This is a genomic window from Flammeovirga sp. OC4, from assembly GCF_000812565.1.
In the GTDB taxonomy this organism is placed as follows: Bacteria; Bacteroidota; Bacteroidia; order Cytophagales; family Flammeovirgaceae; genus Flammeovirga.
This window is the reverse complement of the sequence record NZ_JTAM01000061.1, coordinates 1-19583: the sequence shown is the minus strand read 5'-3', so window position 1 is coordinate 19583 and position 19583 is coordinate 1. Positions and strand designations below refer to the sequence as shown.

The following is a 19583-nucleotide window of genomic DNA, read 5'->3' as shown; positions in this document are numbered from 1 at the left end:
TAAAAAATCATGGTTACATGATCAACTCATAATAAGAGTATACTTTACACTGCTTATCAATGAGTTAACTAAAAAATGAACACCATCCCTTTGTTTGTTACACAAATTTAAGAATAAAACTCGATTTTTTTTGCTTCGCAACCTTGAAATGAAACTTATAAAACTGCTTATCGTACTATGTAAAATGCAATTTTATATACTTTAAATTATGTAACCTTAGAAAAGTACAATAAAAGACTTGTATTGTATAAAATATAGGTTTCAAATAATTGTTAAAAAACTATTGTTATATTACTGATGTGTGTTATATTTGCATCCAATATTTTAATAAATCAAAAATATTGAAATAACTCGCTGATAATCAGCACAAGCGTCAGACGGACACTTGATTCTCTTACGAAATAAACTTTTAATGAGAAAGTTTTTACTTATTTTAACTGCGTTTGTATTAAGTATAGGAACAACTGATTTTGCAGTAGCATCTTCAAATAATTCTATTACAAGTGTAAAGGATACAGATACTATAAAGAGAGAAGAATATATAAGAACATTATATAAAGCCTTCGATCCAATCTGTAGAAAATACGGTATCAATACAAAGGTGGCTATATCCCAAGCGATAGCCGAGCAAGGTTGGGAACTGAGAAAAGACTTCAGAATTTTCAACATTGCATCCACAAACCCTACAAGAAGTAAATTAGTTTACGATAACGGGGAGCAGCGTTACCGACGTTATAGAATCTATACGTCATTAGAACAAGCGGTGGAAGATTATTGCAAAGTGCTAACTAGTTTCCACACTTACCGCAAAAATGGTTTGTTTGAGACTTTAGATCCAAACATGCAAATCGAATCAATTGCGAAAGGTGGATATGCAACAAATCCAAAGTACCAGGAATTGGTAACTGCGGTAATGGAGAGATTTGTTTCTCCAGTTGTAGATTATTTACGTGAAGAAGAAGCTTTAGCTAGAAGATCGGAAGAACTTCAATCTGTTACTTCGATCAGTAGCGTAGAAGCACAACACATTCGCTTCTGTTTACCTTCAGGGTATTAGAAGCCAACCCTTTTGACATAACATATCGAAAAGAATACGAAACAGGAGATCCTACAATTGTAAGATCTCCTGTTGTTATTTAAAGGGTGAAACAAATGTCAGTGTTAAATTTGTGTTACTGAGAAATTCAACAATTTTTTTTCAATAACATTACTCGGGTTTAAGAATAGAGTTAATTGTGCCGTCCATATCTTTATACCCTTTGCGTCCAAGGTCGCGGACAACTTCTCCTTGTGCAAGGAGATCATCCCAGATGTTCATCTCTACGATTTCATAGAAATTTCTTTCATCTTCCTCAGTAGCAAATTGGTAAAGATCTTTAAGACCTTTGCGTTGAATTTCATCTTTGATCAAGATGTCTTTCATGCGTTGGACTAGCTGTGCACATACACCTAATTCAAAATCTGAATTAGCACGAATGGAAACATTGAATTCATAACTGTCTCCTTGGGCTGTTGCAGTAACGCGGGGTTTGATGAAATGCTTCATGAGGCTCTGTTTACGTAGTTTTTTGACTTTTTTCTAGACCGATAGACGGTGATAAGACGGGTGTCCTCAAAGATAAATATGTACGATTTGTACTTCCTTTTATCTCTTCGGCAGTGTGAACCATAGCTCTCTGATTTATACGCCTGGTACACGATGTTTAGATAATCTTTTTTTCGCCAATGCCGACATCTTTTGGACATCGCATTATAGGCATGGGTGCTGATTTCAATAAACATATAAGCTAGAAAATAAAAAAACGCACAGTCTCCCGTCTAGAGCTTGCACGTCGATGATAAAAATTGATAAGTAACAAGAGTGCCAAGCACTTATCTATAATTTAAGTAAAAAAAAGGAGAAATGCACTTTTTGAAGGTAAGCGCCCTTTTCATCTAAGATAGGGTGGGTGGTATTGGATTTTTTTAGAATGAGATTTTACAAAAAGTTGACCTCATTTTTATTGTATTCTCAAATATGTTACGTATTTTGAAAGTCCGTGCTCTTCAGTTTTGTAAACCGGATTAAAAAATAAATTTATAGCTATGAGCAATACTCCTCTCGAAGAAGGGAAAGATTATTATATCGAAAACGGCTTGTACGTTTTCACTAAAGAGTATCATTTGAAAAGAGGATACTGTTGTAAGAACCAGTGCAAACACTGCCCTTGGGGATTCAAAAAGAAAAAGCAGAAAACGTCCGTTTTTTAATCGACGTTGCAACAATAAAAAAAGGATTGATTAAATGTTTAATTTTAATCAATCCTTTTTCTTTATTCTAAGGAAAAAAGAACAGTTAAGAGTGATGAGGTAAGAGGGAAGAGATGGTTCGTATTCTTCACCATCCTATTATTTCAGTTTTGAAATAAGAAGAAAAATTCAGAAGCAGATTTGTAGTAATGTCATACCAAAAGTATCTTACCTCTTACCTCTTACCTCTTACCTCTTACCTCTTACCTCTTACCTCTTACCTCTTACCTCTTACCTCTTACCTCTTACCTCTTACCTCTTACCTCTTACCTCTTACCTCTTACCTCTTACCTCTTACCTCTTACCTCTTACCTCTTACCTCTTACCTCTTACCTCTTACCTCTTACCTCTTACCTCTTACCTCTTACCTCTTACCTCTTACCTCTTACCTCTTACCTCTTACCTCTTACCTCTTACCTCTTACCTCTTACCTCTTACCTCTTACCTCTTACCTCTTACCTCTTACCTCTTACCTCTTACCTCTTACCTCTTACCTCTTACCTCTTACCTCTTACCTCTTACCTCTTACCTCTTACCTCTTACCTCTTACCTCTTACCTCTTACCTCTTACCTCTTACCTCTTACCTCTTACCTCTTACCTCTTACCTCTTACCTCTTACCTCTTACCTCTTACCTCTTACCTCTTACCTCTTACCTCTTACCTCTTACCTCTTACCTCTTACCTCTTACCTCTTACCTCTTACCTCTTACCTCTTACCTCTTACCTCTTACCTCTTACCTCTTACCTCTTACCTCTTACCTCTTACCTCTTACCTCTTACCTCTTACCTCTTACCTCTTACCTCTTACCTCTTACCTCTTACCTCTTACCTCTTACCTCTTACCTCTTACCTCTTACCTCTTACCTCTTACCTCTTACCTCTTACCTCTTACCTCTTACCTCTTACCTCTTACCTCTTACCTCTTACCTCTTACCTCTTACCTCTTACCTCTTACCTCTTACCTCTTACCTCTTACCTCTTACCTCTTACCTCTTACCTCTTACCTCTTACCTCTTACCTCTTTAGTAAGAATATGTTCCATAAGGAGAGTGAATGTCTAATGACTTACTTCCTTCTTTTGTTTCTACACGACCAACGATTTGAGCATCAACATTAAATGACTTCGAGATGTCAATAATTGTCTGAGCATGTTCAGGAGCAACATAGATTTCCATACGGTGACCCATGTTAAATACCTTGTACATCTCGCTCCAATCTGTACCACTGTTCTTGTGAATCATTTCGAAAAGTGGAGGGATAGGGAATAAGTTGTCTTTTACCACATGCACATTATCCACGAAGTGTAATACTTTCGTTTGTGCACCACCGCTACAGTGAACCATACCATGAATTTCTGGTCTTAACTCGTCCAACACCTTTTTGATAATTGGAGCGTAAGTTCTTGTAGGAGACAATACCAATTTACCAGCATCTAAAGTTAAGTCTGCAATGGCATCTGTAAGCTTTTGTGTACCAGAGTAGATCAAGTCATTTGGAACTTGAGGATCAAAGCTTTCAGGGTATTTTTCTGCCAAATATTTTGCAAATACATCGTGACGAGCAGAAGTAAGACCGTTACTTCCCATACCACCGTTGTATTCAGATTCATAAGTTGCTTGTCCGTAAGAAGCTAAACCTACAATCACATCACCACCTTGGATGTTGCTGTTGTCGATTACTTCATCACGTCTCATTCTTGTTGTTACAGTACTATCTACAATAACAGTTCTTACAAGATCTCCAACATCTGCTGTTTCACCACCAGTACTGTGAATGTCAAAACCATTGTCACGAAGCATTTGTAATACTTCTTCAGTTCCGTTGATCAATTCAGAGATTACTTCACCCGGAATAAGGTTTTTGTTTCTACCAATTGTAGAAGATAAAAGAGTACTGCCAGTTGCTCCAACACAAAGCAGATCATCCGTGTTCATGATAATTGCATCTTGAGCAATACCTTTCCAAACAGACATATCACCTGTTTCTTTCCAGTATAAATAAGCCAAAGATGATTTTGTACCAGCACCATCTGCGTGCATGATTGCACAATAATCGGAATCGCCTGTTAGAATATCAGGAACGATTTTACAGAATGCTTTTGGAAATAAGCCTTTATCTAATTGCTTGATGGCATTGTGAATGTCCTCTTTTGAGGCGGAAACACCGCGCTGTGCATATCGCTCTTGCATGAGATTCAATAGGTTGTAATGAAAATGGAAAAGCCCATACCCTGTTGTTATTTAACTTTATATGGGAATGGGCTGATGGCGCAAAAATATACTTTTTACGGGGATTATTAAATGTTTTCTATAAGAAAATAAGTTATCCTGTTGACTTTAGCTGATATTTTTAATGTATTAACGTTCCATAGCGACATCATCGGCTGTAATGATAGGTGCTTTGTTTCCCCAAGAGTTTCTAATATAATTCAATACATCTGCAGTTTCCTGGTCTGATAATACACCTTGTTCAGGCATTGCACCTGTATAAGTAACCCCATTAATAGTGATAGGTTTTTCTAAACCGTGTAAGACCTGACGAATTGCTTGATGCTTATTTTTTACTAAATACTCTACACCTGATAATGGTGGAACTTGAGGCTCTATTCCTTCTCCTTGCTCTAAATGACAGTGCATACAATTCACCATATAAACACCTTGACCTCTCTTAATACTTTCTTCTAATGGATTATAATTGATGAATGAAAACAAGGTTATGGCTAATAATAATGATAGGTATAATGTTATTTTTTTCATGATGAATATCTTTAGGTGTTAATTTTACAATTATAATTCAAATGTACCCTTTTTTATAGATTCGGCAAGTGATTATTATCAATATTCTTACAAGAATTATTAGGGGTTACTATTCTACATTCTTCTTGCAAAAAGAGCTTTTTAAGCGAATTGAATAGTAATTCTTAAGAAGAAGCAAACTTTTCTAAGCCTAACCCGAATAATGCGAAATCATATTTTACAGGGTCATTTTGGTCAATCTTTTTTAAATTTTCAGTTAACTCTACCGCTGCATTCCAATCCGATTGTTTTCGTGTCAATAACTTCAGTTTTCTGCTCACTCTTTCCACGTGTACATCCAACGGACAGATCAATTGGCTTGGCTGTATGGTATTCCAAATTCCAAAATCTACACCTTGATTATCTTTCCTCACCATCCATCTCAAAAACATATTGATTCTTTTGCAAGCCGATTTTCTTGCAGGAGTTGCAATATGTTTTCTTGTACGCTGAGGTGCATCTTCATCTTCAAAGAAATAATTATGAAATGCGATGAGAGAATTCCCTACGTTTTCATCTTTCTCAGAATAACCGATCAGAAAAGCATCTTCTAGTGAATTGTATTTTTGATAATGCTTTTGGAAGAAAGAAAGAAAATACAACGTATCCACATCATTGAAGGTACGGTGCTTGAAATTCAGAAAGGGTTTTAAATCACTTTCTGTATGATTGATAATAAAGTCGTGAGGGGCGTTGTCCATTAAACTCACCAACTCTTTGCACTTATTGATAATGGTCTTCCTTTGCCCCCAAGCGAGCACTGCTGCCCAGAATCCCATGATTTCAATATCTTCTTTTTTTGAAAAAGAGTGAGGGATACAGATAGGGTCATCAGGAATAAAATTAGGCTGATTGTATTTTTTGTAACTGTTTTCAAGAAGTTCGTACATGTCAAAATTATATTTTTGAGTGTTTAGACCCCGAAAAATAGCCCTAAATCACCTTTTTTTCTTAATGATTGTAATATTTCTTCTTTTTTTTTGAAAACCGTTTGGAGTGAATAGGGTTTTCTAATACCTTTGCACTCGCAAAAAACAGTTGCTCCGTTCGTCTAGGGGTTAGGACGCCAGGTTTTCATCCTGGTAGCACGGGTTCGAATCCCGTACGGAGTACAAGTCTAATTGAGACTCAAAATCAATACCCCGCTCCGTTCGTCTAGGGGTTAGGACGCCAGGTTTTCATCCTGGTAGCACGGGTTCGAATCCCGTACGGAGTACCAATCCTGTTTCAGAAATGAGACAGGATTTTTTTTGTCCTTTATTTTCTTTGAGTTGTCTGAGAACTATAATCAACTTAAAAAGCAACTATGTACAACAAGCTAACTTTAACCTTTGCAATATTATTTATTGCTGTGATCAACTGCTTTTCTCAAGAAGAAACCAAGCATAGTATTCTACTTTCTTATTCTGGACTAGGAAACAATGAATTACTCTCCTTTGAGAATTATGATGGAGGAGGCTACAAAGGAGGAAAGAGCTACTTTGGTATTGGTATTAACTATCAATATCAATTAAGTAAAACTTTTGATCTTGAATCAGGTGTAGAATATTTCAGCCATAAGGTAATTTCACGTGCTCCTTTTTACCCAGGAATGTCTTCATCACGAAGCCTAACAGAACATGGAATTAATACATTGGAGATACCAATTGGTGTTCGGTTAAAGTTTTTGAAATACTTTTTTATCAATACAGGGACAGTAGTCTCTTTTGATCTATCAGAAGACAGTGAAATGGACGGTCAAACAGGTGTAGGTGCTTATTTAGGAGTTGGAATCAAATATCAGCTCAATAACGGCATCAGTTTGATGCTCAACCCTTATTTAAAAATGAGAGCCCTTCTAGAAATGCCTGCAGACAGATTCCATCATAAATTAGTAGAAGATGGTTTCAAATTTGGTGTTGGGTATTCATTTTAACTTGTTGAACTGGAGTATAATTTTATTGAGCATCATTAACATAGTATAACGCAGTAGGATTGAGAGCTTAACATTAGACAACACCAACTATGAATTTAGGTCGTTATATTGATAAAAATGATATTCAATCAACATTTACTCTCATGAAAGTTCAACTATTACTTCTCTTTTTATTAGTATCAGTAACCCTAAAAGGGCAAATAATTACGATTAACAATCCCGATACTGAAGGTGACTCCGTAGCCTTAAGGAAACTCTATATAGATGTGGTGGTACTTGATAATATTGCTACTACTAAGATGGAAATGCATTTCTACAATTATGGTAATCGTGTTTTAGAAGGAGAACTCAACTTTCCTATGGAACAAGGAGCTACTGTTTCAGCTTTTTCATTAGATATAGGAGGGGAATGGAGAGAAGGAGTAGTTGTAAAGAAAGAAAAAGCAACAGAAGTTTTTGAGAATATTGTAAGGCAAAATGTAGACCCAGCAATCTTGGAGAAGACCGTTGGTAATAACTTCAAAACAAGAGTCTATCCTATTTTCCCAAAAGAATATAAAAAGTGTATTATCGCTTTTGATCAGGAATTAAGTAAGAATGATAAAGGAGCTATTATTTACAATCTACCGATGTATTATAAGAATCTTCTAAAAGAATTCGAGGTGCATGTAGAAATCATCAATAAGTCTGATGTAGCATTAAATGGCGATAATCCACTAGATATTCAATTCCAAGATGTTCATGAATCTACGATTGCCAATTACATCGCAAAAGACACTTTCGTTCAATCTAACCTATCATTTACATTACCTCAAAAGGGAAAAACCAAAAAGACCAAGTCTACTAAAGGGAAGTTCTCGGCAGATCAGTTTTTCTATGTACAAAGTCAGCCCAAGGCCGTTTCAAAAGATAAAAAGAAACCAAGTAGTATTACTTTCCTTTGGGATGTTTCTGCACATTATAAAGGAAGAGATATTGAGAAAGAGAAGGAATTGATGAATGAATATTTCAAGTGGAATAAAAATGTAAGTGTAGATTTCAGGACTTTCAATTATGAGGTGACTACTTCTAAGAAGTTTCAAATTAAAGAAGGAGATGTATCAAAACTGCTTCAATATATTGATGGTTTCGAATACGATGGAGGTTGTAAGCTAGGGGAATATTTAACACAGAATGTAGGCTCAGAAGAAGTGTGGTTGTTCTCTGATGGGATTTCTAATTTAGCTCAAGAAATACTTTTTGACTTCAAACAGCCTCTTTATACTATTTCATCAAGCAGTAGTGTCAATCAAGCTTATCTCTCGGCTTTAGCGAATCAAAATTCGGGAGATTATCTTAATCTGTCTTCTCGTAAGCTAGAGGCCCTCTTGGAAAAAATGCAACAGCCTGCTATTCGATTTTTAGGAGTAGAAGTATTGGAAGGGGAGGTAGCGGAAGTTTACCCTAGCAAAGTAGCCTTGGTGAAAAAGAATTTTGCGATAACGGGAAAATTGAAATCAAATGAAGCTAAGGTGAAAATCAACTATGGTATTGGGGGACAAGTGTTGAGTTCTGATGTAGTGGTTATTGAGTCTTCAGAGAAAAAATATGAAATGCTGGAGAAGTTGTGGGCACAAAAACAGATTGATGAATTCAGTGAGCTTTCAAAACAGAATGAAGAGAAAATTACGGATTTGGCATTGAAATATGGAATAGTGACGGATTTTACGTCATTTATTGTATTAGACAATCTGGAGGATTATGTAACGCATGAGATTGTTCCTCCTGCTTCTATGCGAAAGGAGTATTATGCGAAGCTGAAAGAAAAACAGGAGCACAAAACAAAAGAATTGACGACTCGTAAGGATCGCATTTATGCTTCTTTTCAAGAGGATATAAAATGGTGGGAGAATTCTAAGGACATGAGTGAAGTCATTCGAAAGGAAAAATTGAATAAACCAAAATCCCTTGGTCAGAACAATCATCAACCTCTTCCTCCTAGAGAATATGTTTCGCAAAAGAAGATTGTATCAGGGATTGTAAAGGAAAACGGAGTAAATCAAATATTACCTGGTGTGCAGGTGAAATTAAGAGGAACCTCTCAAAGTGTAGTAACGGATTATCAAGGGAAATTTAGTATTGAAGTGCCACTCAATGGGATATTGGTTTTTACTTTTGAAGGTTTTGATAGTCAAGAGGTAGATATGTATCAAATTGACATGGAACTTTTAGTGATTATGGTGGAGACTATTGAATTACCTAATGAAGTTTTAGATGAGGAAATGATTGAAGTAGATGTTACAAGGCAAGCACCTGCACTTATTCAGGGAGTGGAAGTGGAAAGTGTACCAAATGAGCGAGAAGTAATGATGGATGTAGATTTGGAAGAAGCGACAGTGGTTGAAGAAATGGCATTGGCAGAAGTTGAAGAGATTTCTACTGCAAAAAGAAAAAGTAAACCCAAAAAGACTGTAAAAACTACTTTGATTCCTTATGAGTCGGATGCAAAGTACTTGGAAGCATTAAAGTCGACAGAAAAAAGTAAAAGATCATCCAAGTATTATGAATTGAAAAAGGAATATAAAAATGCACCATCCTTCTACTATGATGTCGCTTCCTATTTTTATAGCGAAGGAGATCAGAAAATGAGTTTTCAGGTGTTGAGTAATTTGGCAGAGATTGATTTAGAAAACCATGAAGTATTAAGAAATCTAGGAAGGAAACTACAAGAGTTTGAACGTTATGAAGAAGCGGAATATATCTTTAAAAAACTGATTGACTTAAGACCTTTCGAACCTCAGAATTATAGAGATTTGGCATTGTTGTATGTGGATAAGGGTGAGTATCAAAAAGCGGTAGATCAGTATTACAGTATAATTGAGAGTGATTGGGATGCTGATATCATTGCTCGATTTGGGAATATAGAGTTAATCATTTTACATGAAATGAATAATTTGATCACCAAGTATCCAAAGCAGATTGATACCTCAAAAATTGATGCTCGCTTTATTCATGCGATGCCTTTGGATGTCAGAATTGTGATTGATTGGGATATGTTGGATACTGACATTGACTTGTGGGTGATTGATCCTATTAACGAGAAATGCTTTTATTCTCATAAAGACACTAGAATTGGTGGAAAAATGTCCAATGACTTTACAAGAGGTTATGGACCTGAAGAATTTCGTTTGAAGCACGCTATCGAAGGACAATACATCATTAAGGTCAATTATTATGGAAGCTCCAAGCAGTCGTTGTTTGGGCCTGTCACGCTCAGAACCTTCTTGTATACTTCTTACAGTAATTCTAAAGAAAAAAGACAAGAACTGAGTTTACAATTGAAGAAGGCGGGTAAAAGTGTTTATGAGGTTGGAAGTTTGGATTACAAAATTGCGAATTAGGAATGTTAAAAAATAAGCTCACTTGAAACACTTATCATTTAAATTCGTTAACTTATTTATTGAACTAAAAAATTAAGTTGAGTCAATCAACATGTCAAATTAATTAAATCAATTATGAGCAGAAAAGACAATCCATTTGAGGATATTCTAAAAGACTTCGTTTTTCCTCGTATGACCGATGAACTGCAGAAGGAAAAAGTAAAAACGACCATCAAGAATGTTTTTGAAGCTGTACAGGGTGCGGTGGAAGACGTACAAGAAGCATCAAAAACAGTTGATGTGGAAGTAAATGAAATCAAATCTGAGGATCCAGAAACTCGTAACATCCGAGTGGACATCAAACAAAAGAAAAAGAAGAAGAAAAAAGTTGAGGAAACTAAGGAAGATGTAAATTCTTCAGATGAGGTTGCTCAATTAAAAGCTCAAGTAAAGCAGTTAAAATCTCAGTTAAAAGACAAAGAAGACATTATTCAACTCTTGAAAGATCAGGTTGAAATGTTGAAAAAATAACTTTATTCAAAGTCGTCCAATATTAAGGCATACTCTTCGGGGTGTGCCTTTTTTATTTATATTAGATGTACATAAATGAATCTATAAATCGTACAACAGAGAAAATGCTGAAATTAAATAAATTACACCACATCGCCATTATCTGCTCCGATTATCCCAAATCAAAAAAGTTTTATACAGAAATCATGGGTTTTGAGATTCTTCAGGAAGTGTATCGAGAAGAAAGAGACTCATGGAAATTGGATTTGTCATTTAATGGACAATACCTGATTGAATTATTTTCATTTCCTAGCAATCCTCCGAGGGTTTCATGGCCAGAAGCGAGAGGGCTAAGGCATATCGCTTTTGAAGTCGATAGTATAGAAGACAGTATCGTTTTTCTAAAAGAAAATAAAGTACCTGTAGGTGATATTATGGTTGATCCACATACAGGTAAAAAGTTCTGCTTCTTTGATGATCCAGATGAATTGCCGATTGAGTTGTATGAGAAGTAAGAGTTAGTTGAAATAATCAATATTCTTCCCTTTCAAAGCAGAAGGAGCATAGCCAAAATGATTTTTAAAAGCTTGACTCATGTGTCCCACGTGACTAAAATTTAAGTCCATTGAGATCTCAGTCAGGCTTTTATTGGTATAAATAATTTGTCGATGTGCCTCCTCTATTTTTTGCTGATTATAAAACTGAATAATAGGTTTATCAAATATGGATTTGAAGAGACGGTTTAGTTTTGAAACACTCATGCCGTACTTATCACTTAATTCTGTAAGATTGGGGATTTCTGTAAAATCAGTAAGATGATTATCCCTTAAATCAATCATTAGTTTCAGATCTTCGGGGTGAATATTTCTGTTATGCTTTTCGGAATCCTTCTCAATTTTCTCTTTTAGCAACTCAATAATTTCCATTGCTTTTGTAAAAAAGAAAGTGTGTTTCCTTTTCTCTTTATCAACATTTTTAATAATTGCTCTCACCCTACTTTCTATATCCGCATTAATAGAATAGTAATTAATCCATGGACTATTATTCTCTACAAGATCTTTTAATTTGATATTAGGATTTCTTACAAATTGTTGGAAAAAACTCAAAGAAAAACGGATAGAAACCCATTGACTATGTTGTCCATGAGGAAATTCAAAATCATGAACTTGTGAAGAGTTTAAGATCAATATACCTGCATTGTTGAACTTTTTGACGGTGCCGTCTCTTTTATAAGTAGCACCTAAACCCAATCGAATAGTGATATAATGATCATCAGGCAGTACAGTATGCTGAGAAATAATAGGTCGATCGGAATCCATCTCAAAAATAGCTACGATGAATTTATCCAAAAACTCAAAAGAATATCCTTTTATATCACACCAATCTGTCTTAATTACCAATTCCTCACCATCCCAAGTTCCGCCTAATTCATCAGCAAACTGTTGGTAGGAATCATGTGGGTGAGCACCTTTTGGGTCTATGGTATACTTGTCTTTTTCTAGCATTATGATTGGTTTTGAGCTATAGGATCATTAAAAACATTATAAATAGCAATGTACTAATCTAATGAATTACAGGTTATTTTGTCAAAAAAGAAGGGAAATAAACTTAAGGTAAAATGCTCAAATCATATAAATACTTAACCAAACCGTGACAATCTTTCTTCGTCTTAACCTCTAATTTTGTACTGTTAAAAATCAAATTGAAGAATTATCCGCAGTAAGGCCAAGGTGAAATCCACTTTAGCTTTTTTTTATCATGATTGTTTTCTGATTTTGCCGAAATCTTGTAACCACTTACTCAAATCTTGTATATCATTTGGTTCTGAACCAGCGACATTTGTAATGTGATCAATAAGGAAATCAATCTATTAATAATCAACTTATTCGATTGCAAAAATTAATTATTTATCAATCAAAATATTGCTATTATGTGTTCAAGAATTATTTATGAAACAGGAAATCAGGAGTTTATTGTAGGTCGCGGAATGGATTGGAATGATCCAACGGCTCAGACTTCATTATGGATTTATCCTAGAGGAATGAAAAAAGATGGAGGGACGAAAAATAATCCAATAGAGTGGACTTCCAAATATGGATCAATAGGAGCTAGTTTTTATAATGCTGGTACAGCAGACGGAATGAATGAGGCAGGCCTGACAGCAAATATTCTTTACTTAGCAGAGTCAGATTATGGAGATATAACAACAAGTAATAAACCTTCATTATCGGTTGGTGCTTGGGGACAATACTTCCTTGATAATTTTGCTAACGTTCAAGAAGCAGTAGATGCAATGCAGGATGTTCCATTTATCATTTCAGCACCGATTTTACCGAATGGAAGAGGAGCTACAGTTCACCTTTCTATCTCAGACAAAACAGGTGATTCGGCTATTTTTGAGTTTTTAAATGGAGAATTAGTGATCAACCATAGTAGAGAATACAAAGTGATGACCAACTCACCAATTTATTCGGAGCAAATCGCCATCGATAAATATTGGAAATTGATTGGCGGTAGTAAAATGTTGCCAGGTACGATTAATGCTGCAGACCGTTTCGTGAGATTAAGTTATGCTTTGGAATCTTCTCCAAAATATACAGATAAAGCAATGGCTACGGCTTCAGTAATGTCTCAAATGAGAGCGATCGGTGTGCCTTTGGGAATGGAAGACCCTGATCGTCCGAATATTTCTGCTACGCTTTGGAGAACAATTTCTGATAATCAAACCAACAGATATTATTTTGAGTCGGCATTAAAGCCTTCCATTTTTTGGGTTGATCTTGATCAATTAGATTTCTCAGAAGAAGCTGAGATTAAATCATTGGACTGTGATACAGATACAGTTTATGCAGGAGAAGTTTCTGAACACTTTACACCAGCTACACCATATCCTTTCTTATAAAATTGAAATAGTATTTTAGGTTTATATATGAAGCCCCATCTTGTTTATAATAAGTTGGGGCTATTTGTATTCAAAAGAAAAAATACCCATCTTTTTTTATTCTTCAGAAAACCGTCTTTTTAAGCCCTTAAACGGACATTTTTCGTTTCTCATGAAAAAAAATCAAAAAAATATCACTTTTCTTAAAATATAATCTGCCCTTATCCGACTTAAGAGATAGATACAATAATTATGGCAGAGAAAAATCAAAATATAGAAAACACATTCCAGCAGGAACAAGGCCGTTTGAAGAATTACATCAAAGGGAAGGTAGGTTCTATGGAAGATGCTGAAGACATCGCTCAAGATGTGTTTTTAAGTTTTGTAGGGGGATTTGATGAGATCTCTGATTTGCGCAAATCAATCTCCTGGCTCTATACTGTCGCGAAAAATAAGATTGTGGATTACCGTAGGAAAAAGAAACCGCTCTCTATCGAAGATCAAAAAGTGAATGATGAAGAGGAAGGATTGAACCTAATGGATTTATTGCCCTCATTGGAAACTATGCCTGATGAACAATTGATGAAAGATATGATTTGGGAGGAAATTCAATTGAGATTGGAAGAATTACCCAAAGAACAAAGAGAAGTTTTTGAGTGGCATGAATTGGAAGGATTCAGCTTCAAACAGATTTCAGAGATGACAGGGGAAACGGTGAACACATTAATCAGTAGAAAGCGATATGCTGTATTGTATCTAAGAGAACAATTGGAGAGTCTTTTCAAATTGATGAAGTCTTGAAGATTGAGAACGAAGGCAACACTTTAGTGTTGGTGGAGTCAGTATCAAAAGCCCATGACTTCAGTCATGGTGCACGATGTATTCAATTGTTCTGAATTAAATGGTACAACAGATCACCACGGGTGATCAAAATTGATAAAAAGACATGGAAAAGTTTTCAAAGAAAAAGTTCATCGCTAAAAAGATCGTTTTTGGAGCAGTCATCATTACTGCCATTACCTTTATTTTTATGCAATTATGGAATTGGTTAATGCCTGTGATATTTGGGTTAACTACCATTTCATTCTTACAGTCATTAGGGTTATTAGCAATGTCTAAAATCTTATTTGGCAGGGGTGGTAGACCACGTTTTAAAGGTCGTGGTGGAAGTAGAGCTATGATGCATAGAGAAAAATTTATGCAGAAATTTAAGGCGAGAGAATCGAAATGTACTGAAGAGAAAGAAGACAATAATGAATAAATTTTAGCAAAAAGGCAGGAGTGAAAACGTGCACCATGACTGAAGTCATGGGCAGGTGATATTAACTCCAACAACACTAAAGTGTTGATTCCGTTTTCAACCTTCAAGACTTTAGTCTTGATTAGGATGACATATCACTTGCCCATAGTTTTAACTATGGTGCACGAAACATCAAAACATATATCTAACAAACAAAAAGACAGAATGGCATTTTTAAAGCGAAACTACGGGTGGATCATAGTGACGATCCTTGCGGTATTACCTCTGATTATTTTAAGTAAAATGATTCACATTGACTGGACGAATGACCTATCAATGTCATTGGTAGAAAGTGCAGGAAAAGGGGATCGTACCACATTGGATATGTTGTATCATATTTCAGGTGAATTTGCCATCCGATGGTTGACAGCCGTTCTGACTTGTACGCCATTCTTTATACTGTTTGGAGTCACAAATCTTTTTGTACGTCAAGCGATGGGTATTGCGGCTGCCGTTTGGAGTATTCTTCATTTCGTGATTTTTATAGCGATGGAAGGCTTTCTGGAAACGTTCACGGAGGTGAATTATGTAGCTGGTTTTATTGCTGTATTGATATTAATTCCATTGTTATTTACATCGAATAGAAAATCGATGAAGCGTTTAAAAAGCAAATGGAAGAAACTGCAGAAGTATGCTTATGTCGCTATCATTTTAAGTTTAGTGCATGTAGCACTTTTAGAAAAAACATGGATCATCTATGCTGTGGTGGTAGGAGTAGGTTTCATTATTAGAATACCTGCGGTGAAGGAACGTATCATAGGGTTCCGTTTGAAAAGAAAAAAATGAAAATTATAGAAAATATATTGAAATCTGTCGTTTTGGACGAAGCCGTGATTTCTGAAAAAGAACAACTATCAAAATCTGCTTACAGAATTCGTATTCAAAGTGAAAAAATAAAAGGATTAGACTTTCATCCTGGTGCATTTCTGAGAATGGGTATCGGTATTGGAAAGGAAGAACTTTCCATGAAAGACAAAGTCAGAAGTTATAGTATTTGGGATATAGATCAGAAAGAAGGCTCTATTGATATTGCGATTGCTACACATAGCAATGGTATCGGATCACATTGGGTGACGAATTGTAAAGTGGGAGAGAAGGTTTACTTTAAATTGAAAAAAGGGAAGTTTTTAGCCGATGCTTCAGCGGACAGTTATTTAATGATTGGAGACCTCTCGGCACTTTCACATCTTTATATGATTCAAAAAAATCTAGGAGTAAATAAGAATATCAAGGGGATAGTGTACAGTCAAGATCAAAGTGAGTTGTTTGAAGATCTGGATGGGAATACTCCTTTTGATTTCTACGAATTACCTCAAAATCCTTCTCAAGAAATCATTGAAAAAATAAAAGAAATATTACCAGATTTAGAAGGGAAAAAGATGGTTTATATCGCAGGAGATAGCCGATTATGTGTGGCCCTCACTCAATTTTTCAGAAAGGAATTGAATTGGGAACCTTCTCAAATTAAGACTAAGCCTTTTTGGAACCCAGAGAAGAAGGGTTTGGAGTAGTTTAAAAATAAAAGAGCTTGCAAAGAATATCTTCAGCAAGCTCTTCATCATCATCTATCATTAAGTATTGGAACTTCTTTTCTTACTTTGACTCTAGTTCATTAATTATTCTATCCATAATTGCGACTGGACCTTTCGGAAACCAAGCCTTAATCATCCACTGTGGGCCATTCATAGTACTACCAAAAGAAACATCAAGGGTAATATCAGAACTGACTTCATCAATTGCTACCATGGTTATGGTCACATCAAAAAGAGGAGATCTATTGACACCTTTATCTTCGATGGCATCAGGTACAGTCACCCCGCTGAAGACTAATTTATTATCACTTATTGTTCGAGTATATTTTTGAGCACAATCTGTATCAGATAGTGGCCATGAGTAGTCAAAAAACAAATAAGTATACCATTCATTTTCTGAAGTCTTTTTGATCTCTTCACTTGTTTGACAATTCTCCCAAAACTTTTTGTGGTTGTCTGAATTTTTAAAAAACTCATCTGCTTGAGTGAGTGTGAAGTTGCCTTTTGATTTAATTACATAATCAATTCTAGTGAAGTTTTTCTTTTTTTCAACCTTACTTTTCAAGGTTGTAATGCCGTCTTGAATATCATAAGACTTCCATTCATCTTGTGCCTCGGCTGCAAGAGTAGCCAAAACAAGTATTAAAATTGAAGTGAGTTTTTTGATGCTGATCATAGTTACAAAATTTAAATTAAATCTTACTCACTCTTCAGTTATGGAAAGCAATTGTATAGGTTTGTCTATGAAGTAACTTCCTTAAAAAGATTAGGATTTTTCTAGTGTAAGGATCGATTGGATGCTTCATCTTTACAGATAAGGGTTTGAGGAAGTTTTTTACCATAACAGTAGAATGATTTCGTTATAGCAAATATCCAAAGTATAAAAGAGAAGGATCTAACTAAATCACGGGTATTTGTAACAGTTTTACAGTTTTAAGTGAAATGTCAAGTTGGAATAACTCCAAACTAGTATTGTGAGCGGTACATTAATTAAAAAAGAGGGGACAAATTGAGTTTATATTGACTCTCCTTTTTATTATAAATGGAGTAGGTTAAATTGAAGACCTATTTTTTAGTTAACAAGATAGTTTTTTAAAGCAACTAGACAGTATTAATAGAAGCATTGAAACTTAGTGATCGACTTTTTCTGATGGGTGAACTATTTACTTATATCTGTAAACTTTTGATGACATTATTCATAAAAGTGGAGTTGATTCTGTCTGAATTCTAAACTTCAATCCAATGAGATTATTATTATTATTATCACTTTCTTTTTTATCGGTAGTATCAGCTTTTGGGCAAATCAAACCAAGAAATGAGCTAAATCAAGCCTATTTTTCCCCCAATTTCTTCTTACCCTCTTCTTCGGCAAGAACTCAAGAAAGCATTACAAAATTGGCAATGATGGATATTTTGGAAGCATCGGGTAATGATGAATGGTCACCTAATGTAAGCCTGATGTTCGATTATCCAAACAGTACGAGCATGGAATATGAAGTATCTAATCTTGAAGGAAATATAGTACAAGGTGTAAAGGTTGAATACACTGATTCACGTACGCTTATTTTTAATTATGGGAATAAAACAAGAGATATATTCAAGTTAAATGATAAATCACAGGTCACCGAGGGCATTTTTGAATATTGGGATGAGGAAAAAGAAGAGTGGAAGATTTATGAAACAGCTATGTTTTATGAATATGACGCATTAGGAAACAGGACTAGAATTAATTTAGCTGAAGGCGTTGTTGATAAAGATACATGGCAACAGGAAAATATAAAGGAATTAAAATACGAAGGAACAAGAGTTATTGAAGTGGAGCTTTATACAATATATAATGACAGACCAATTTCAAGATCTAGCAAAACTACCTATGATTATAATGATGATGAAGTTTTAATACATGATAAGGTATACTGGTATGAAGACATTGGATATAAGTTAAGAGGGGAGACCGACTACATTTATTCTGATAATCAAATTGTATTTAATTATTATAGATACTTTGATCAAGAAGACGAAAAAGAGCTTCAATCCATCATAACATATGAATTAGATAAGTCAAAGCCATTTGTTGGAGTTGGAGAGCAATTTCACGATTTACACTATACTCTTTTCTTTGATGGACCAGTTGGAAATATTTACTTTGATTTTAAATATCAGGTACAGTCGTTGACTTCAGAAGATTTGCTACGAAATAATAAAACTAAACGAGAGTATACCTACGGAGAGTTTAATTTTGATGACTCTAATGATGTTACATCTCTAGATGATATAAACTTATCGAAATCAATGAAAATTTACCCTAACCCAACATCAGATTATTTGGTTGTGGAAGAGGTAAGTAATGCTATTGCAACATTCACGAATCTTATAGGTATAAATTATGAGGTGAATATTACCAATGGTAAAGCCAATTTATCAGATTTACCAAAAGGGGTGTACATTTTAAGTATTGAGGGAAAAGAACCTTTGAAAATAATCAAGAGATAAATAAAAAGGGTGAAAAGTATCAGTTTAATGATTTTACTTTTCACCCTTTATAAGATAGAAATGCTATGCATTGTTTTGCATACGAGTTTTTCTAGCCTCAATAACCTTGTCCATTCCTTCTTCTAGTAAAGTGAAAGGACGATCTAGGATTGTTTTTAATTTTTCAACGTCAGGCTGTCTTCTTGTCATGTCACCTTCTTTTAGAGGTGGTAAATGAATGATTTCTGAAGAAGAACCTGTTTTTTCAATAATCAGTTCAGCAAGTTCCTTGATGGTTGTAATGCGATCATTACCAACATTAATAACATCGTTGACTACTAAGTCTTCTTCGAGCATTTTGATGGTTGCATCAAGATTATCCTGAATATAGAAGAAAGTCCTCGTTTGTGAACCATCTCCATAAATTGTGATCGGCTCATTTTTTAGTGCAGCATCAATAAACTTAGACATTACAAAGTCAGTGCTTTGTTTAGGGCCATATATAAACGGCAAAACGATTTGTACTCTC

The 19583-nt window shown here is 35.1% G+C and carries 20 protein-coding genes and 2 tRNA genes; 15 read left to right on the top strand and 7 right to left on the bottom strand.

Translation table 11 applies throughout. The features are described 5' to 3' along the window. Nucleotides 1–412 precede the first annotated feature (412 nt). On the top strand, nucleotides 413–1057 hold the full coding sequence (locus PL77_RS22980) for a glucosaminidase domain-containing protein (RefSeq protein WP_044210751.1): 645 nt from the start codon (nucleotides 413–415) through the stop codon (nucleotides 1055–1057). A 150-nt stretch (nucleotides 1058–1207) separates the two neighbouring features. Here the strand turns inward: PL77_RS22980 and PL77_RS22975 are convergent, their stop codons facing one another. Beyond that, nucleotides 1208–1546 (bottom strand): hypothetical protein, encoded by a 339-nt coding sequence (locus PL77_RS22975; protein ID WP_044210750.1) that lies wholly within the window; start codon nucleotides 1544–1546, stop codon nucleotides 1208–1210. Between the two features lie 539 nt (nucleotides 1547–2085). Here PL77_RS22975 and PL77_RS32085 point away from each other — a divergent pair. Next, nucleotides 2086–2250, top strand: a complete 165-nt coding sequence (locus tag PL77_RS32085; protein ID WP_172665932.1) for a DUF5522 domain-containing protein — start codon at nucleotides 2086–2088, stop codon at nucleotides 2248–2250. A gap of 188 nt (nucleotides 2251–2438) precedes the next feature. Beyond that, nucleotides 2439–3407: a hypothetical protein gene (locus tag PL77_RS31880; RefSeq protein ID WP_156152502.1), complete on the top strand. Its 969-nt coding sequence runs from the start codon at nucleotides 2439–2441 to the stop codon at nucleotides 3405–3407. On the opposite strand, the gene PL77_RS22970 is transcribed toward PL77_RS31880, so the two are convergent. The 3 genes from PL77_RS22970 to PL77_RS22960 all read right to left on the bottom strand — a co-directional run bounded on the left by PL77_RS22970 (nucleotide 3313) and on the right by PL77_RS22960 (nucleotide 5975). Further along, nucleotides 3313–4479 (bottom strand): AIR synthase related protein, encoded by a 1167-nt coding sequence (locus PL77_RS22970; protein WP_044210748.1) that lies wholly within the window; start codon nucleotides 4477–4479, stop codon nucleotides 3313–3315. The two genes, PL77_RS31880 and PL77_RS22970, sit on opposite strands and share 95 nt — an antisense overlap. 168 nt (nucleotides 4480–4647) lie before the next feature. Continuing rightward, entirely contained in the window at nucleotides 4648–5046 is a 399-nt protein-coding gene (locus PL77_RS22965; RefSeq protein WP_044210746.1) for a cytochrome c, read from the bottom strand. A 164-nt stretch (nucleotides 5047–5210) separates the two neighbouring features. Next, complete coding sequence (locus PL77_RS22960) at nucleotides 5211–5975, bottom strand: TIGR02757 family protein (protein WP_044210744.1); 765 nt, start codon at nucleotides 5973–5975, stop codon at nucleotides 5211–5213. Nucleotides 5976–6125: 150 nt separating this feature from the next. Between PL77_RS22960 and PL77_RS22955 the strand changes: the two genes are divergently transcribed. The 6 genes from PL77_RS22955 to PL77_RS22930 all read left to right on the top strand — a co-directional run bounded on the left by PL77_RS22955 (nucleotide 6126) and on the right by PL77_RS22930 (nucleotide 11384). After that, a tRNA-Glu gene (locus PL77_RS22955) sits at nucleotides 6126–6197 on the top strand. Nucleotides 6198–6229: 32 nt separating this feature from the next. Beyond that, nucleotides 6230–6304, top strand: a tRNA-Glu gene (locus tag PL77_RS22950). Between the two features lie 87 nt (nucleotides 6305–6391). Continuing rightward, nucleotides 6392–7000, top strand: a complete 609-nt coding sequence (locus tag PL77_RS22945) for an outer membrane beta-barrel protein (RefSeq protein ID WP_044210742.1) — start codon at nucleotides 6392–6394, stop codon at nucleotides 6998–7000. Nucleotides 7001–7143: 143 nt separating this feature from the next. Beyond that, entirely contained in the window at nucleotides 7144–10380 is a 3237-nt protein-coding gene (locus PL77_RS22940) for a VIT domain-containing protein (protein WP_172665931.1), read from the top strand. A 114-nt stretch (nucleotides 10381–10494) separates the two neighbouring features. Then, entirely contained in the window at nucleotides 10495–10890 is a 396-nt protein-coding gene (locus PL77_RS22935; protein WP_044210738.1) for a hypothetical protein, read from the top strand. A gap of 104 nt (nucleotides 10891–10994) precedes the next feature. Beyond that, a complete protein-coding gene (locus PL77_RS22930) occupies nucleotides 10995–11384 on the top strand; it encodes a VOC family protein (protein ID WP_044210807.1) in 390 nt (129 codons plus the stop codon). 3 nt (nucleotides 11385–11387) lie between these two features. Here the strand turns inward: PL77_RS22930 and PL77_RS22925 are convergent, their stop codons facing one another. Beyond that, entirely contained in the window at nucleotides 11388–12374 is a 987-nt protein-coding gene (locus PL77_RS22925) for a helix-turn-helix transcriptional regulator (protein ID WP_044210736.1), read from the bottom strand. Nucleotides 12375–12799: 425 nt separating this feature from the next. Here PL77_RS22925 and PL77_RS22920 point away from each other — a divergent pair, with 425 nt between their 5' ends. The 5 genes from PL77_RS22920 to PL77_RS22900 all read left to right on the top strand — a co-directional run bounded on the left by PL77_RS22920 (nucleotide 12800) and on the right by PL77_RS22900 (nucleotide 16561). Further along, on the top strand, nucleotides 12800–13771 hold the full coding sequence (locus tag PL77_RS22920; RefSeq protein ID WP_044210734.1) for a linear amide C-N hydrolase: 972 nt from the start codon (nucleotides 12800–12802) through the stop codon (nucleotides 13769–13771). Nucleotides 13772–14002: 231 nt separating this feature from the next. Continuing rightward, on the top strand, nucleotides 14003–14551 hold the full coding sequence (locus tag PL77_RS22915; protein WP_044210732.1) for an RNA polymerase sigma factor: 549 nt from the start codon (nucleotides 14003–14005) through the stop codon (nucleotides 14549–14551). A gap of 145 nt (nucleotides 14552–14696) precedes the next feature. Further along, nucleotides 14697–15011: a hypothetical protein gene (locus PL77_RS22910; RefSeq protein WP_044210730.1), complete on the top strand. Its 315-nt coding sequence runs from the start codon at nucleotides 14697–14699 to the stop codon at nucleotides 15009–15011. Between the two features lie 204 nt (nucleotides 15012–15215). Further along, a complete protein-coding gene (locus PL77_RS22905) occupies nucleotides 15216–15836 on the top strand; it encodes a ferric reductase-like transmembrane domain-containing protein (RefSeq protein WP_044210805.1) in 621 nt (206 codons plus the stop codon). After that, nucleotides 15833–16561: a siderophore-interacting protein gene (locus PL77_RS22900; protein WP_044210728.1), complete on the top strand. Its 729-nt coding sequence runs from the start codon at nucleotides 15833–15835 to the stop codon at nucleotides 16559–16561. The genes PL77_RS22905 and PL77_RS22900 overlap by 4 nt, the downstream gene beginning before the upstream one ends. An 82-nt stretch (nucleotides 16562–16643) precedes the next feature. Here the strand turns inward: PL77_RS22900 and PL77_RS22895 are convergent, their stop codons facing one another. After that, a complete protein-coding gene (locus PL77_RS22895; RefSeq protein WP_044210727.1) occupies nucleotides 16644–17258 on the bottom strand; it encodes a hypothetical protein in 615 nt (204 codons plus the stop codon). Nucleotides 17259–17824: 566 nt separating this feature from the next. Here PL77_RS22895 and PL77_RS22890 point away from each other — a divergent pair. After that, the gene (locus tag PL77_RS22890) at nucleotides 17825–19075 is read left to right on the top strand and encodes a T9SS type A sorting domain-containing protein (protein WP_044210725.1); all 1251 of its coding nucleotides are present in this window, start codon (nucleotides 17825–17827) and stop codon (nucleotides 19073–19075) included. A 63-nt stretch (nucleotides 19076–19138) separates the two neighbouring features. Here the strand turns inward: PL77_RS22890 and PL77_RS22885 are convergent. Next, nucleotides 19139–19583 (bottom strand): NAD-dependent epimerase/dehydratase family protein (locus tag PL77_RS22885; RefSeq protein ID WP_044210724.1); only part of this gene is annotated, 445 nt, incomplete at its 5' end.

What these genes read in the sequence shown, in the direction of transcription:
- PL77_RS22980 (WP_044210751.1), top strand. Translation starts at nt 413, where the DNA reads ATGAGAAAGTTTTTACTTATTTTAACTGCGTTTGTATTAAGTATAGGA.
- PL77_RS22975 (WP_044210750.1), bottom strand. Translation starts at nt 1,546, where the DNA reads ATGAAGCATTTCATCAAACCCCGCGTTACTGCAACAGCCCAAGGAGAC.
- PL77_RS32085 (WP_172665932.1), top strand. Translation starts at nt 2,086, where the DNA reads ATGAGCAATACTCCTCTCGAAGAAGGGAAAGATTATTATATCGAAAAC.
- PL77_RS31880 (WP_156152502.1), top strand. Translation starts at nt 2,439, where the DNA reads ATGTCATACCAAAAGTATCTTACCTCTTACCTCTTACCTCTTACCTCT.
- PL77_RS22970 (WP_044210748.1), bottom strand. Translation starts at nt 4,479, where the DNA reads ATGCAAGAGCGATATGCACAGCGCGGTGTTTCCGCCTCAAAAGAGGAC.
- PL77_RS22965 (WP_044210746.1), bottom strand. Translation starts at nt 5,046, where the DNA reads ATGAAAAAAATAACATTATACCTATCATTATTATTAGCCATAACCTTG.
- PL77_RS22960 (WP_044210744.1), bottom strand. Translation starts at nt 5,975, where the DNA reads ATGTACGAACTTCTTGAAAACAGTTACAAAAAATACAATCAGCCTAAT.
- PL77_RS22945 (WP_044210742.1), top strand. Translation starts at nt 6,392, where the DNA reads ATGTACAACAAGCTAACTTTAACCTTTGCAATATTATTTATTGCTGTG.
- PL77_RS22940 (WP_172665931.1), top strand. Translation starts at nt 7,144, where the DNA reads ATGAAAGTTCAACTATTACTTCTCTTTTTATTAGTATCAGTAACCCTA.
- PL77_RS22935 (WP_044210738.1), top strand. Translation starts at nt 10,495, where the DNA reads ATGAGCAGAAAAGACAATCCATTTGAGGATATTCTAAAAGACTTCGTT.
- PL77_RS22930 (WP_044210807.1), top strand. Translation starts at nt 10,995, where the DNA reads ATGCTGAAATTAAATAAATTACACCACATCGCCATTATCTGCTCCGAT.
- PL77_RS22925 (WP_044210736.1), bottom strand. Translation starts at nt 12,374, where the DNA reads ATGCTAGAAAAAGACAAGTATACCATAGACCCAAAAGGTGCTCACCCA.
- PL77_RS22920 (WP_044210734.1), top strand. Translation starts at nt 12,800, where the DNA reads ATGTGTTCAAGAATTATTTATGAAACAGGAAATCAGGAGTTTATTGTA.
- PL77_RS22915 (WP_044210732.1), top strand. Translation starts at nt 14,003, where the DNA reads ATGGCAGAGAAAAATCAAAATATAGAAAACACATTCCAGCAGGAACAA.
- PL77_RS22910 (WP_044210730.1), top strand. Translation starts at nt 14,697, where the DNA reads ATGGAAAAGTTTTCAAAGAAAAAGTTCATCGCTAAAAAGATCGTTTTT.
- PL77_RS22905 (WP_044210805.1), top strand. Translation starts at nt 15,216, where the DNA reads ATGGCATTTTTAAAGCGAAACTACGGGTGGATCATAGTGACGATCCTT.
- PL77_RS22900 (WP_044210728.1), top strand. Translation starts at nt 15,833, where the DNA reads ATGAAAATTATAGAAAATATATTGAAATCTGTCGTTTTGGACGAAGCC.
- PL77_RS22895 (WP_044210727.1), bottom strand. Translation starts at nt 17,258, where the DNA reads ATGATCAGCATCAAAAAACTCACTTCAATTTTAATACTTGTTTTGGCT.
- PL77_RS22890 (WP_044210725.1), top strand. Translation starts at nt 17,825, where the DNA reads ATGAGATTATTATTATTATTATCACTTTCTTTTTTATCGGTAGTATCA.